The sequence below is a fragment of the Longibacter salinarum genome (assembly GCF_002554795.1).
In the GTDB taxonomy this organism is placed as follows: Bacteria; Bacteroidota; Rhodothermia; order Rhodothermales; family Salinibacteraceae; genus Longibacter; species Longibacter salinarum.
In genome coordinates, this window is record NZ_PDEQ01000003.1 from 48273 (window position 1) to 63345 (window position 15073).

The window sequence follows — 15073 nt, forward strand, 5'->3', positions numbered from 1 at the left end:
ATATGTTCGATGGCTCCGCATTCCGGACCTGGCCCCTTGTTTTTGCCGGTGCGATTGTGTTCGCGACGATGTTCGTCGTGCTGATGCTGCTTGTCGAGCAGGTCCTCGGCAGCGGGGCTGAGCCGACGCGAGCCGTCGTTGGAATTGGAGGGGCCGCGTTTGTCGGATACGTCGGAACGGCCTGGATCATTCGCCTGGATTTGCCGGAGGTCCATAACCGGGATCGGTAACGTGGAAGATGACCTCTAGCCTCAATCCTTCGTTTCTGCCAGCGGAGAATGACGAGAATCCCTTTCGGGGTACGGACGGGTACAAGCGGAATCAAATGCGCGGCTAAGTCATTCTAAAAAACCGTCCCCGTTACACGTCCACGTTCGGACTGATGCCGAAATGGAACCGCTTCCATGCGGGGACGCAGATAGATGTACAGGCAAACACTGGCTGCCGAATGTCTCCGTGTTCAGTTCCCCCCTCCGCGGGCGGACTGCGCAGAGCCATCATCTCGCCGCTCGTTCCGATTCACACCCTAGACTTCCGTTATGATGGACGAACACGCTGTTGACGCAAAGCCCGAGGACGAACGGTCTGCTTATGAGAAGGCCGCGGATGACGAAGAGGTCGATCCGAGGTGTATTCCGCAGACGCTCGACGAAACCCCGCCGATCGGCGACGAAATTGAGTACCCTGACTATCCGGAAGAAGACCACGATGTGTGGCGGACCCTCGTGCAACGTCAGATGGAACAGCTGCCTGGACGTGCCTGCGAGGCGTACCTGAAGGGTCAGGATGTGCTGAAGATCGAGGCGGACAAGGTGCCTAGCCTCGCCAATCTGAGCCGTCGCCTGAACGATGCGACGGGATGGAAAGTCGCTAAGGTCCCGGGGCTGATCCACGAGAAAAATTTCTTCGAGCTTCTGTCAGATCGGATTTTCCCGTCCACGAACTATGTGCGTGGGCGCGACGAAATCGACTACACCCCGGCACCGGACTGCTTCCACGACATGTTCGGCCACATGCCGATGCTGACGCAGCCGGACTTCGCTGACTTCTATCAGCTCTTCGGTCAGGCCGCTCTCAATGCAGAGGGAGCAGACCGCCCTCGACTCGAACGCTTCCACTGGTTTACGGTTGAGTTCGGGCTCATCCGGGAGAATGGAGAGAACCGGATCTTCGGTGCAGGCATCGTCTCGTCCAACGATGAAGTCACTCACGCACTGTCTGACGAGGTAACTGTCCACCCCTTCGATCCTGCTCATATTACGGAGAAGGATTACGACGTCTGGCATCTGCAGGAAGAACTCTTCTTGCTGGAGTCGTTCGAGCAGCTGGTTGACGGCTTCCGCGACTGGGCGACGTCGCGCAATCTGCTTGCGTGATATCTGCACTTAGGGCGGTGTTATCGAATACGTCCGACGGGCGCCTCACTCCATCCGGGTGAGGCGTCTTTTTGTTTTGCCCCCGTGGTTGCACTTTCATGCCAGGCCCGTTACAGATTTGTTGCTACGAGCTGGTCGCATGGCGCCGAAGGATGGAAAAATTTTCTCGACTCTGGGTTCGGGAAACTACTGCCGATGGTCCATATCTTTGAATGCATCAACCTTCAGATCATGAGTTCACATACAGACGCGACGATCATGGAGAAACGTCTATCTGCACGCATTACCGGTCGTGTACAGGGCGTAGGTTTTCGACACTTCACCACGACGCGGGCCCAACGGCTTGGATTGACCGGCTGGGTTCGGAACGAGGCGGACGGGTCCGTTCGACTGGAGGCAGAGGGTCCGAAAGATGATCTAAACACGCTTCTGGATGCGGTTCACGATGGACCCTCGTCGGCTCGTGTCGAGAATGTAAATGCCGATTTTAACGAGGCAGAAGGCTCTTTTCAGGGGTTTCGCGTCCGACGGTAGGTCGCTGGACACAGACGACATTGGGAGGGGATGAGAGCGGAAGTATAACCGTACCCTTTCATTCCTGGCATCAGCGCAGGCCGAGACATTCGGGAACGATTACGAGGCACGGATGATGGACACGAGGGGGAAAGACGCGGCAAGTACGGATGCGGGAAAAGACGAGCAGTCCTCGAGCGCTGCCTCGTCGCCTGAAAACGGCAATGGAGGGCTTCGGAGAGGAGCGGTTGCTACCCGGAGCACGTGCATTCGATACGGTACGGAGAGATTGCAGGAAGCCGGTCGGGATGCACCTCGCCGTACGGCCATCTGGCTGCTCTGCGATCTCGACGAATGCTCCCGGGCGTCGATTTATGGCTATCCGGATCAGGAGGTCGCGTCTGATGTTGTGACACGCTTCATTGACGCAATCGAGCGACGGGCCAGTGGTGAGCCGCTGCAGCACATCCTCGGGTACAGCGAGTTCTTTGGGCTCCGACTCCATGTCTCCCCGGACGTGCTCATTCCTCGTCCGGAGACCGAAGAGGTGGTAGAGTATGCGCTGAAAACGCTCCGCGGCGTCAATGCTCCTCGCATTTTGGATGCTGGGACGGGTAGCGGCTGCATCGCACTGGCGTTAAAATCCGAGCGGCCAGATGCAGATGTCGTCGCCTGCGATGTGAGCGAGTCTGCCCTGGAGGTGGCTCGAGCGAACGCTAGAGATCTCAAGCTTGATGTCGATCTTCGACGGGCGGACATGCTGCATCCGGATTTTCCGTCAGCGCTTGGCACATCGTATGACCTGCTCATTTCCAATCCACCGTACATCCCGGATGAGGAAGCCGAATCGCTTTCGGACACGGTGCGCGAATACGACCCTCATCTTGCTCTCTTTTCTGGGGACGATGCCCTTCAGTTCTACCGCCAGTTGGCCGAGCACGCGGATGTGATGCTGTCGCCCGGCGGTTGCCTCATTGTCGAAACGCATGCGCACTACGCCAGCGGGGTGGCAGACGTATTTGCTCGAGCCGGTCTAACGGACGTTCAGATTGAGCAAGACCTGGGGGGGCGACCACGGATCGCCCGGGCGTCGAAGCCATCTGCGGATTAATTACGGCCGTTTTTGAATACGCGAGCCGCCTCCCTGTGCATCACGGCGTGTAAATCCGCGGTTCCCTCGGGCGTCTCTGCGTATCCGCCCGAGAGAAGGAGGACGACGGGAAGGTCTCGATTGCGTATCTGCTCGAGCACGTATCCGTCGCGGGCGTGCAATCCGTCACGAGAGAGAGCCATCCGGCCGTATCGGTCGTCCTTCATCACGTCGATGCCGCCGAGGTAAAAGACAAGATCGGGTTGGGCGGCATCGAGGACGGCGGGCAAATAGTCGGCGAGGGTCTCAAGGTATGCGTCGTCCTCTATATCGTCCTTCAGTGGGACATCAAGTGAGGACGGCGGCTTGCGAAAGGGGTAATTCTTTGCCCCATGCATCGAAAAGGTGTAGACCGAGTCATCGTCCCTGAAGTAGGCCGCATTGCCATTCCCCTGGTGAACGTCGAGGTCGATCACGAGCGTTCTCTGGACCCAGCAGGCACTTTTGAGTACGCGGATCGCTACCCCCACGTCGTTTAAGACACAGAAGCCCTCTCCGTGTCCGGGCATCGCATGATGCGTTCCGCCGGCCAGGTTGGCGGCTACGCCATCTTGCAGGGCCATGAACGCCGCATTGATGGTGCCCTGTACGGCCAGACGTGAACGGTAGACGAGTTGCCTGGACCACGGGAGTCCCATCCGCCGCTCCTCCTGTCGAGAGAGCGTGCCGTCTGCGAGAGCGGAAAGATACTCGCGAGTGTGGACGCGGAGAAGGTCTGCCCAGTCCGCCTGGCGCGGGGAGACGATGTCTGATGGGTCCAGAAGATCCTCTCGGACGAGGATGTTGCGCAGGGCTGGAAATTTACCCATCGGGAAAGGGTGCCCCTCGGGTAGCGGGACGTAGTACCCTTCAGAATAACTCGCGCGCATGGATGAGGGCAGTAGAGAGAAAAGCAGACGCTGTGGTTGGACGAGCCACGACGCAGGTGGTTCATCGCATCGCGTGTTCTAGGCGACACAGTTTCGTAAATTGAATCATGTCTCATTCGCGTTCATTACCCGGCAAGACTCCTTTACCGGTAGCCCCCGCGAGTACAGGCTTGTCGACACGGAAACCTGTAATATGAAAACGACGATGAGCCGGTGATTTCTATTTGTAGATATACGAACGGAGATCGTGAATGAAAACACACCTGTTCAGTATACGCACGTAAATTTATAGTTGTGACTATATGTTACTATTTTTTTGTAGCGTTACGATTCTTCTACTCGTTTGTATACTCGCGGAGTCTGCTGAGGGAGCGAGAGCCCGTATGCGGTCTGCGTTGCAGGGACGGCGTCTGCATTCCATTCGGTCTCTCCTCGTTGGATAAATAGCATCCGTCCGTGACGTGCTGAGCTACGACGTACCGGTACCGCGAACGTTGTACGTCCACGTGGCCCTGCACCGCTCGTATGGGACCGGGTCCCGCACAAACGAGGCAGCGTGATGAAGCGCGCGTACGTGTCGAAGCACTGCAAAAAAAAGAAAACGCCCGATGCCGTAGGGGCATCGAGCGCTTCGTGCTGTCCCATTAAGAATGCGGTCGGGAGTACAGCTGTTCGGAATTGTCAACGCATCCGATCGTTAGTCACACTCTGGGTCGCCCTCGGGGCAGCCGGTATTATGACCGGTCTCTGGCTCCGTATTGGGCGGGTCGTTACTCAATACGTACTCGGTCTCAGCCTGATTTTCCTGCGGCCCGGTTAGTGAGTTTGCGTCGCATGCTGTAAAGGTCAAGCTTGCGAGGAGAAAGGCGAGGAGGACGACGAACGAGGATGCGCGTTTCATGAGATCTGTCTGGTTCTAAACCGTGAAGAAGGTGGGGGTAGGGAAGAGGATGGCAATCTGGGCCCATCCATTTGACTCATTTTGTGATGCGCCAATTGTACATACGATCATGGTGCCACAATTCCGACCTAATGCTTGGGCGTAGTGGACATTGATGTTTGGAAACGTCGCGAGATCCATATCATGCGATCCCTTTCGCTGGGAGGGGCGGAAAATGGAGCGTACGAATGTTCAAGATGTCCTCAAGCGACGTCATTGACCGCGGTGATTGGACATCGTCGTTGGATTTGTCTGCGAAACAAAATGGGGAATTCGGGGTGCGCACAACACCCTATCGCGTATCACCGCTTACTCTAGGTCCCAGCGGCTCTGCGTCCATGCACGACTCACGACGCGTCCATTTCGTCCTCGGTGGAATTGGCCTGATTCTGATTGGTCTTTTCGCCGGCGTTCTGCTCATGCTGATGAGGGAAGAGTCTCCACCTCGTGAGCAGGTGACGCGTGTCGTGGATCGTGTGGAACTCGGCAGCAGTCAGCCGCCGCTTTCACCAGCCTCTTCGGACGCTGAGTTGGCGTCGGAGATGCCACAGCCATCGGCGCTCAACCGCCTCTTTCGAGACGCGGCCGAGCGCGTGACGCCAGCTGTTGTTTTCATCGAGGTGGCAACGGAGGCTTCCGAGGACGGGTACCATCGATACGACGGTGAGATGCGGGACTTTTTCCGCAATCCTGCGCCACAACAGAGCGTGGGAAGCGGCGTGATCGTCAGTGAGAGCGGGTATGTGGTGACCAACCAGCACGTCGTCCGGCGGGCGAAGGAGATTGAGGTCACGCTTGCAGACAAGCGTCAGTTCGGCGCATCCGTCATCGGCACCGATGCCTCCACCGATCTGGCTGTGCTGAAGCTAGAAGCCGAGACGACATTCCCCGCGCTTCCGCTCGGAGACTCCGACCAGGTCGAAGTTGGAGACTGGGTCGTAGCGGTCGGCAACCCGTTTCGGCTCACGTCGACCGTCACCGCTGGAATCGTTAGCGCTCTAGGTCGACAGGTCAACATCATCGACTCTGACTTTCGAATCGAAGACTTTATCCAGACGGACGCTGCAATCAATCCGGGCAATTCCGGAGGAGCGCTGGTCAACCTGCAGGGGCAACTCGTTGGAATTAACACAGCCATTGCCACGGAATCGGGTTCGTACGAAGGCTACGGTTTCGCCGTCCCCTCGAATCTGATGAACCGCGTCGTCAAAGACCTTATCGCATACGGCGAAGTGCGGCGCGGCTTTATGGGCGTGTCCATCGAAGGCATCACGGCGCGTCGAGCGCAAGAGATCGGTCTCGATTCGATACGAGGGGTCTTCGTCTCGGCCGTACGAAGCGACGGAGCCGCGGATCGCGCGGGAATGCAGAAGGGAGATGTCGTCCTGAAAATCCAGAGCCAGGCCGTTGATGCGCCGAATGAGTTGCAGAGTGCGGTCGCCCGGCAGCGCCCGGGGGACCGGATCGACGTTACGGTCTGGCGCAATGGTTCGATCGACGAGTATACCGTTCAGCTACTGGGTCGTGACGACCCTGCGTATCGCGACTGGATTACCGAACTCGATTCACAGTCTGTGGACCCACCCCCGTCATCGCCGAGTCCAGATCGACCTTTGCCTGACGTTCCTGAACTTGAGCAGGTGTCGGACTGGGCCATCGGCGTGCGCGCCGTCCAACCGGGTGAGGCCCACGTCTTTGGTGCTCGGTCCGGAGTCTACGTCGCGTACGTTGATCGAGACGGGTTGGCCGCGAAGGCTGGGCTGCCAAGAAATACGATTATCACGCACGTGAATGATGCTCCGGTCGACGATCCGGAGGCTCTCCGTCGCATCGTGCAAGAACTCCGTTCACCGGCCGTCGTGCGCGTGTTGCGCCGAGGCGGAGTCAGCGCGTTCTACGAGATCCCCTAACCCGGGACCCTCCCCCGGGGCGCGTCCCCTTTACTTTCTCTCTAGTTAGTTTTCCGCAGTATATGATCCGTTATCTTACGGCAGGCGAGTCTCATGGTGAAGCGCTCATCGGAGTTGTTGAAGGCATGCCGGCCAAGGTGCCGCTGACGGCCGAGGACATCAATGAACACCTGGCTCGCCGCTGGCTCGGCTACGGACGCGGAGGACGCTCAAAGATTGAGAACGATAAGGTTCACATCTATTCTGGAATCCGGTTTTCCGAGACCCTCGGAAGTCCGATTTCCTTCCGCATCGACAACGGTGCGTACAAGAAGGACCGGGCGGGATGGCCCGAAAAGATGGCTGTCGACGGGGACAGAGGTGATGTTGAGCGCGTCACCATGCCCCGCCCCGGACACGCCGATCTTGCCGGGATGCAGAAGTACGAGTTTGACGATATTCGCCCCGTTATCGACCGCTCGAGTGCCCGTGAAACGGCCATGCGAGTTGCATGCTGCTCGGTGGCCCGGCAACTGCTCAACGCGTTTGGTATCCACGTCGGCAGCCACGTGACTCGCATCGGGGAAGTAGGCTACGACCACCCGGAGGAGTATCTGGAGCGCCGCGAGAGATTGATGAAGGAAGGCGGTGCGCAGGCCGTGTACAGGGCGGCTGATGAGAGCGAGACCCGAATGCTCGATCCGGAGATGACCGAGCGTTCCATCGAACATATCGAAGAAGCGAAAGCAGCTAAAGACTCGCTCGGGGGGGCGTACGAAGTGATCGTGACCGGCGTCCCGGTTGGACTCGGCTCGTACGTCCACTGGGATCGGCGCCTAGATGGTCAGTTGGTGCAGGCGATTTGCTCGATCCAGGCGCAGAAAGCAGCCGAAGTCGGCGATGGCTTTCGGAATGCGGCCCGGCCGGGGTCGAAAGTGCACGACCCAATTGTGCTGGATGACGACGATGATTTCGCCCGGCGCACAAACCATGCGGGAGGCATTGAAGGAGGAACAACCAACGGAATGCCTGTCATCGTTCGGGGCTACATGAAACCCATCCCCACCCTAATCAAGCCGCTAGACTCGGTGGACACAGCGACCAGGGAGCCGAAACCGACGCGTTATGAGCGAAGCGACATTACGAGTGTCCCCGCTGCATCAACGGTGGCGGAAGCGACGGTGGCGTACACGATAGCAAACGCGCTGCTGGAGAAATTCGGAGGAGATAGTCTGCCGGAGATTCGCCGGCACATTGAGACGCACCGTGCTAAAACCACGGACTGAGTTCACCGCCTTGCTGAAGTCGGCGGCTACAGACATTAGGGACCTCGTGGACGGACACTATTCGGAACGCGTTGACCAGATGGTTGAGTCTGGGAACCCGTCTTGTTATCTTCTCAGATAACGTGCGATGTCCCCGATCGCCTGTGGCGTGTCCATCATTATCGCCTTACCTGCTCTACGCGGTTCTTGCCTCAGGCCGCACGACCATTTTCTATCGCTTTATGAGTTCACTTTCGTCGTCGCCATCCACCCGGTCGACACAGGACGTCGGTCCAGATGATCTGATTCGGGTCGAAACGGTTCAGACGCTTACGGATCTTGTGGCGTCCATGCCCGGTCTCGTCATCCTGATTGATGACTCAGGCGATGTTCTCGCAGAGACGGAGGCGTGGGCTTATGGGTTTGGTTCGGAAGCCGATCTGGACAAGATTCCAGAGCGTTCGGATGCCCCCGCTTCTACCTCCGTCTCGGAGAACGACGATCGGGATGTCGACACGTCGTTCTTTGCCCGTCACGACGTCGATGGGAACTGGAGGAAGGTCGTCCGAACGTGTCTCGATAGCGAGCGGGAGGTGCGAGATTACGACGTGCCCCTGCGGATGCCCGATGGGGCCACCTACTGGATCGACTTTACGGCGCGACCCTGGCGGGCGCGTGACAGTCAGGGTGTGATGCTACACGCAGTAGACCGGTCGAATGCTCATCAGGCGGCTGTGATGCGCAGGCAGGTCGAAGACCGGTTCGACATCTTGATTGAGACGATCAGCGAGGGCGTCCTCCTGATGGATCAGAGCGGGGTGTTTCGCGATTGCAATCACGCAGCTGAAAAAATTCTGGGGCGCCCGGCGGCAGACATTGTCGGTTCGCGTTTTTCAGATAATCAGTGGAAAGGATTACGGCGTGATGGGACGCCGCTGCCCAATGCGGAATTTCCATTCTGGCAGGCCGTGGTGGAGCGTGAGGCAATCCACGAAGAGGTCATGGGGCTCTATCCACCGGACGGGCCGCCGCGCTGGATCCGGGTAAACGCGCAACCGCTCTTCAAGGATGAGGCGGAAGAGGAACCGTACGGTGTTCTTGCCTGCTTCGACGACATTACCGACGAGCAGTTGAAGGACGAGGCTTTACAGGCCTCGCGTGATCTACTTTCGAGCGTACTCAGCAGTTCGCTCGATGGCATCATGGTGTTCTCTGCGGTTCGAGATGATGCAGGCGCGATTGTAGATTTTGAGTGCCTGCTCGTGAATCCGCAGGCTGAGAAGATGCTGAACCGATCCTCCGAGTATCTGATCGGCACGCGGATGCTCGAGGAAATGCCGGGCCATAAAGAAAACGGACTGTTTGACGCTTACGTCGATGTCGTTCAGACGGGAGAGCCGTTCGAAACTGAAGTACACTACTCCACTGACGACTTCGACCGCTGGTTGCAGATTGTAGCCGTTCGCATTGAGGAGGGGTTTGCGTTCACGTTTCGAGACATTTCAGAACGAAAGCGCGCGGCGCAGGCGATGGCCGCAACGAACGAAAAGCTCGAGCAGCGGAATCGCGCGCTTCGCGATTTTGCCTATATCGCATCTCACGACTTGCAGGAGCCCCTTCGGAAGATTGGCGCATTTTCGAACCTCGTCCTGGAGGACTACGGCGATAAAATTGACGAGACGGGGCAGCACTATCTTGAGCGGATGCAAGACGCCGCTCGCCGAATGTCTCAGCTTATCAGCGATCTACTCGTCTATTCCCGTATTACGACGCAGGCCCGACCGTTCAAACCTGTCGATCTCGAGACCGTGGTCGAGAATGTGGTCATGGATCTCGAGATGCAGATTCAGGACGTGGACGGGACGGTCGATGTTGGCCAGCTACCTACGATCGATGCCGACTCGACGCAGATCCGTCAGGTCCTGCAAAACCTCATCGGCAACGCGCTCAAGTTTCATCGCCCCGATGTGCCCCCCGTCGTCAAGATTCGATCGGAGATCGTCGAGGCCGGCGATGAGTCCGTTCCGACCCACGAAACGAATGCGGCTCGGTTTTGTCGCATCATCGTCTCGGACAACGGAATCGGCTTTGAACAAAAGTACGCCGATCGTATCTTTGCACCATTCAAACGCCTTCACGGACGCAGCGAATATTCCGGCACCGGAATGGGACTTGCGATCTGCCGACGCATCGTCGAACGGCACGGAGGCGACATTCGCGTCGTGAGCACGCCCGGCGAGGGCACCACCTTCATCGTCCAACTGCCTGTCGACCGTCACGACGCCGACGCGGCAAACGAGCCTTCCGTACAGGATCATGCAACCACCCCGGCGACTCTGGATGAGTAATGACTCCAGCACAATTCATATCCTCCTGGCCGAAGACGATCCCGATGATCGGCTTCTGACCCGACGTGCGCTCGAAAAGAGCCGTCTGGCGAACACGATTCAGACGGTGGAAGACGGCGAAGAGCTTATGGAGTACCTTCGCCATGAAGGCGAGTATGCGGATCCGGAATCGGCGCCCAGGCCGGGTCTAATCCTTCTTGATCTGAACATGCCTCGAATGGATGGACGGGAGGCACTGAAAAAAATTAAATCTGACGCGGAACTACGCCGAATTCCCGTCATCGTGTTAACTACCTCCGAAGCCGAGCAGGACATTTTGCAGAGCTACGATCTCGGTGTGAACGCGTTCGTCACGAAGCCTGTGACCTTCGACGATCTCGCCACCGCTCTTCAGGCTCTCGGAGACTTCTGGTTCGAAATCGTTAAGCTCCCTCACGAGCGCCAAGCGGACGCATGATTGCTAAGAGCGAGGTCTTGGATGTCCTCCTCATTGAAGATGACGAAGATGACTATCTAATTACGCGAGCCCTGCTTTCGAAAGCGGAGAGTATCGAGTGCAACCTCGACTGGGCGCGAAGCTTCGACGAGGGACTGGAGTCCATTCTGTCGAGTCGTTATGATGCGTGCCTGGTCGATTATCGTCTAGGGGCACGAACGGGTCTGGACCTTCTGCAGGAGGTCAATAACCGTGGTGGCGTGGAGACGCCGATCATCCTCTTGACGGGTCAGGGCGACCTTGAGGTCGACCTCAACGCCATGGCCGCCGGTGCCGCGGACTATCTGTCGAAAGAGCGAATCGATGCCCCTCTATTGGAGCGATCGATTCGATATGCGGTCGAACGCAAGGAGGCCGACCAGCGGATTCGCGAGCAGGCGCAGTTTCTCGACAAAGCCCGTGACGCGATCATCGCGTTCGACATGGATGGACGCGTCGTGTACTGGAATAAGAGCGCAGAACGTCTTACCGGATGGACGGCCGATGAAATGCTCGGGGCGCGTGCACGCGAGCGCCTGTACGGACCGAGCGAAACGGATAAGCTCGAAGAGTGCCACGAGTCGGTCCGAGAGGATGGAGAGTGGATGGGCGAGCTTCGCCAGCAAACGAAAGAGGGCGAAGAACTTGTCGTGGAGAGCCGGTGGACCCTCGTGCGGGACAGCGCCGGGCAGCCCACCTCGATCCTCGTGATTAATACGGACATCACCGAGCGGAAGCGGCTGGAATCGCAGTTTCTGCGCTCGCAGCGGATGGAAAGTATCGGTCGCCTCGTGGGTGGCATCGCCCACGACCTCGGCAATCTCCTCGTACCTATTCTCCTCGGTGTGAAGGTACTGAAGCGTCGAGATTCCGGTGACGGAAAGGTGCGACAGACGCTGGAGATGATCGAGAAGAGCGCCGAGCGCGGCTCGAACATGGTCGAACAGGTGCTGGCCTTCGCACGAGGTGTTGAAGGAGAGCGCGTAGCGCTACAGGCGCAGACGATCATTGAGGAGGTAGCGAAAATTGTGACGGAGACGTTTCCCGATGGAATCGACGTCCAGGTTGCGGTCCCCGACGATCTGAACGACATTGTGGGAGATGCGACCCAAGTGCAGCAGGTTCTAATGAACCTCTGCGTGAACGCGCGTGACGCCATGCCCGACGGCGGGACGATTTCGATTCAGGCGTCCGAGACGGAAGTCACCGAGGCCGAGGCCCATCGGAAGATGGATGCTGAACCTGGTGCGTACATTTGTCTCACCGTTGCAGATACGGGAACGGGAATCCCCGACGAGGCGATCGATAAGATCTTCGAACCCTTCTTTTCGACGAAGGCGGAAGGGGAAGGCACAGGGCTCGGGCTGTCAACTGCCTATAGCATCGTGAAAAGCCACAAGGGATTCGTGGACGTCGAGAGTGAGGACGGCGAGGGAACGACGTTCCGCGTCTATCTTCCCGTGGCCACCTCGTCGGACCGCACCCGTGGCCCGGCAGATTCCGGCGAGTTGCGGGATGGGCAAGGGGAATGCATCCTCGTTGTCGACGATGAGGAGTTTATCCTGGACACGGCCCGGCAGACGCTCGAAGACGCGGGATATCGCGTCATGACGGCTCAGGGAGGACAGGATGCGATCCGCGTGATGGAGCGGAGCGGCGACGACGTGGAGGCGATCATCACGGACTTGCGTATGCCGGAGATGAACGGGTTCGACCTCATTCGAAAATTGCGCCCGCAGTACCCGAATCTTCCAATCATTGCTGCCAGCGGAATGGCGGATGGTCGTACCGATGATGCTCTCGAAGCGGGCGCACAGACGTTTCTCGCGAAGCCATTTACCGCTGACAAGCTACAGGCGACGTTGCAGGATGTCTTGCACGAGAACAAGGATGCGGCATCCGTTGGAGGGTAAGTCGTTCCTCAGCGATCGTAGCGCGAATAAAAAACGCCCGCCCCGGCTTGTGCCGGAAGCGGGCGCTTCTATGTTTAGAGAAAACGGCAGCATTCACTGGGCAGCGGACACGTTTTCCGATACGCCATCCAGAAGGGAGGGACCCTGTTCATACGTGATGTCCGTCGGAATGCCCGCGTCCTCCACGCGCTGAAGATCCTCGTCGAGGAAGTCCGGGCGCTGAGCATATTTCTCTGTGAACGACGCGACGGCTTCGTAGTCGCCGTCTCCCTGGAGGCGAAGAATTTTCTCAGACAGCGAGTTGACGGCTGCCTCCATCGAGTCGCGATTCACCGTGTAGGTGCCCGTTTCTTCGTCACGGGTAAAGGCCCCGTGCTCCCGGAAGTAGTTGAACCGAACGAGGTTTGCGGTTCCGTGAGCACTCGATGTACCAAAGCGAATCGATCGGAAGATGCCCGCGAGGAACGTCACGTAGTTATCCATCAACGCAGTGTCAATCTCGCCCTCTTGCTCAAGCTTTCGCACCATGTACAGGCCGAGGACATCCGCCTTTCCTTCTTCCAGCGGCGAAGCCTGATCCTTTAGAGCTTCGCGGACCGTCTGGTCCGGTGCGTTGATAACGGTCTTGATCCCGAGGCCATGGGCGACCTCGTGAAACATCGTGTTGCTGAAGAATGCGTCGAATGAAATGTGCTGGCGCTGCTCTTCCGCAATCAGAGTCTCACTGATCGGAACGAGGATGGCGTCGTACTTGGCTCGCATCGCGTTCTTAAGCTGCAGGCGGCGTGAGCCTTTTTGCTGCTGCACTTCCTCGTCGTTGGGGAGGTTGATCGCAATGGTTTTGGCGCCGGCATTCGCGTCGCCCGAAACATACAGCACGTCGTAGGCGCCGAGGTCGGAGTTGCGGCCAGGCGTGTCTTTCTTGTATGCCTCCGGAACGGGGAGTCCGCGTTGAAGCATCGGAAGCAGCTCCGCGTACCGGTCCAGGCGCTTGCTCCATTCCATGTCCTTCGCAAGGACAAACGTTTCGGCAGCGGCTTTGGCCCCGAACATTTGGTCCTCATACGTTTCAATCGGGCCGATCACAACATCCAGTTCGTTCGTTTTCATGTCCATCCAGGCCATGTCGCTTTCCTGGTATTCGCCCGACGTGAGGGCGTCTGCACGGAGGCGGAGGTAGCGTGCAAACCCTTCATCCTCAGCCAGTTCGGCCGCGTCTTGAAGGCGTAGGGCGGCCTGCTCCATTTCCGCGGCAAAGAACTCGTGATATGGGATCGCTCTCAGAGAATCGTTTTCACCGCGGCGGACCATCGTGTAGAGACCGAGGATCTCAGGGTTTGACTCGGCTGCAGCTTCGATTTCCGACCGTGTAGCTTCACTCGGATAAAAGTTGGCTCCAGCAGGCTTCGGACCCACGCCCTGGATGAATGGCTGATTTCCGTTGAGTCGATCCCAGGGACCGTAGTTGATCTCGACGAAGCTCCGGAGGTCGGCATTGTCGATCGTGGAAAGCAGGGAGTCTCGGTTTCCATATGCCTGCTCCCAGAACACCTCATCCATGGCCTGGGCGGCCTCGATAAACAGAGGAATCATCCGCTGCTGATTTTCCGAGAGGTTTGTCAGGTCAGCTTCGAGCGGGACCTGTTTGTATTTTGCCGTCAGGTTGCTGGGCGACACGTTCTGAGTCGCATCATCGGTAGCGGCATCGCTCTCATCTGTGTTGTCCGAGGTCTCACAACCGGTGAGGACGATCAGGGGAATGAATAGGAGGGAGAGGAGGTAACGTAAGCGCATAAAGGGAGAAGCGTTGGGAAGAGGGGCGCATGGCTCGGCACCGAAGCGGGGTCACGTAGACGCGATACGGGCATCGGCGACGGATCGGTGCCGAGCGTACGAGCATGATGATAGCGCACGACCGGACCACGATCAACTGAAAGGTGGCGGACTGGGTGACCGCACGTCCGACGGTGCACCGTCGCATGTGCCGTGGAGACAGAGGCGTCGCGTGACGGTGAAGAAGTTGGAGCTGCTGGTTGCGCTTGACGAAAGCCCAGGGATAGCGGCTTAGAAAATATGTCGCATACAGCACCGCCCGCCAGTCGGTGAGGGACTGGCGGGCGAGCTGTTCAGAAAACGAGTGGACGAATCCACGCGTCCTCTGGCCGATGCCGACGGGGGTCGGCGAATCTCGGGGCCGCAACGTCAGGGCAGGATGAAGTTCAAACCTGCTGGTGCGGAGGGTCAGCGTGCGGTCACGTTATACGCGGAGAAGTACACACAATTCAACGGGTGCCGCATCTATTTGCCGATACGTCATCATGTACAGAAGTCTAGG

Annotated in this window: 12 protein-coding genes; 9 read left to right on the top strand and 3 right to left on the bottom strand. The window is 58.2% G+C overall.

Annotation, left to right across the window (positions count from 1 at the left end):
• Positions 1–2: 2 nt before the first annotated feature.
• The 4 genes from CRI94_RS06580 to prmC all read left to right on the top strand — a co-directional run bounded on the left by CRI94_RS06580 (position 3) and on the right by prmC (position 3000).
• The gene (locus tag CRI94_RS06580; protein ID WP_098074899.1) at positions 3–230 is read left to right on the top strand and encodes an ABC transporter permease; all 228 of its coding nucleotides are present in this window, start codon (positions 3–5) and stop codon (positions 228–230) included.
• 309 nt (positions 231–539) lie between these two features.
• Complete coding sequence (locus tag CRI94_RS06585) at positions 540–1376, top strand: phenylalanine 4-monooxygenase (RefSeq protein ID WP_245846098.1); 837 nt, start codon at positions 540–542, stop codon at positions 1374–1376.
• Positions 1377–1607: 231 nt separating this feature from the next.
• Positions 1608–1910 carry an acylphosphatase gene (locus tag CRI94_RS06590; RefSeq protein ID WP_245846099.1) on the top strand — a complete coding sequence of 101 codons (303 nt, stop codon included), beginning with the start codon at positions 1608–1610 and terminating at the stop codon, positions 1908–1910.
• Positions 1911–2022: 112 nt separating this feature from the next.
• Complete coding sequence (prmC, locus tag CRI94_RS06595) at positions 2023–3000, top strand: peptide chain release factor N(5)-glutamine methyltransferase (RefSeq protein WP_098074900.1); 978 nt, start codon at positions 2023–2025, stop codon at positions 2998–3000.
• On the opposite strand, the gene CRI94_RS06600 is transcribed toward prmC, so the two are convergent.
• Positions 2997–3908 carry a histone deacetylase family protein gene (locus CRI94_RS06600; protein WP_098074901.1) on the bottom strand — a complete coding sequence of 304 codons (912 nt, stop codon included), beginning with the start codon at positions 3906–3908 and terminating at the stop codon, positions 2997–2999. The two genes, prmC and CRI94_RS06600, sit on opposite strands and share 4 nt — an antisense overlap.
• Positions 3909–4605: 697 nt before the next feature.
• Positions 4606–4809: a hypothetical protein gene (locus CRI94_RS17480; protein WP_143815323.1), complete on the bottom strand. Its 204-nt coding sequence runs from the start codon at positions 4807–4809 to the stop codon at positions 4606–4608.
• A 377-nt stretch (positions 4810–5186) separates the two neighbouring features.
• Here CRI94_RS17480 and CRI94_RS06605 point away from each other — a divergent pair, with 377 nt between their 5' ends.
• From CRI94_RS06605 to CRI94_RS06625, 5 genes are all read left to right on the top strand, one after another.
• On the top strand, positions 5187–6758 hold the full coding sequence (locus CRI94_RS06605) for a Do family serine endopeptidase (protein WP_098074902.1): 1572 nt from the start codon (positions 5187–5189) through the stop codon (positions 6756–6758).
• Between the two features lie 62 nt (positions 6759–6820).
• Positions 6821–8023: a chorismate synthase gene (gene aroC, locus CRI94_RS06610; protein WP_098074903.1), complete on the top strand. Its 1203-nt coding sequence runs from the start codon at positions 6821–6823 to the stop codon at positions 8021–8023.
• A 221-nt stretch (positions 8024–8244) separates the two neighbouring features.
• Positions 8245–10350, top strand: a complete 2106-nt coding sequence (locus CRI94_RS06615) for a sensor histidine kinase (RefSeq protein WP_098074904.1) — start codon at positions 8245–8247, stop codon at positions 10348–10350.
• Positions 10343–10807 (top strand): response regulator, encoded by a 465-nt coding sequence (locus tag CRI94_RS06620; RefSeq protein ID WP_098074905.1) that lies wholly within the window; start codon positions 10343–10345, stop codon positions 10805–10807. Before CRI94_RS06615 ends, CRI94_RS06620 begins: the two co-directional genes overlap by 8 nt.
• Complete coding sequence (locus CRI94_RS06625; RefSeq protein ID WP_098074906.1) at positions 10804–12738, top strand: hybrid sensor histidine kinase/response regulator; 1935 nt, start codon at positions 10804–10806, stop codon at positions 12736–12738. The genes CRI94_RS06620 and CRI94_RS06625 overlap by 4 nt, the downstream gene beginning before the upstream one ends.
• Positions 12739–12831: 93 nt before the next feature.
• Here CRI94_RS06625 and CRI94_RS06630 read toward each other — a convergent pair whose 3' ends face one another.
• Positions 12832–14532: a dipeptidyl-peptidase 3 family protein gene (locus CRI94_RS06630; RefSeq protein WP_098074907.1), complete on the bottom strand. Its 1701-nt coding sequence runs from the start codon at positions 14530–14532 to the stop codon at positions 12832–12834.
• Between the last annotated feature and the right edge of the window lie 541 nt (positions 14533–15073).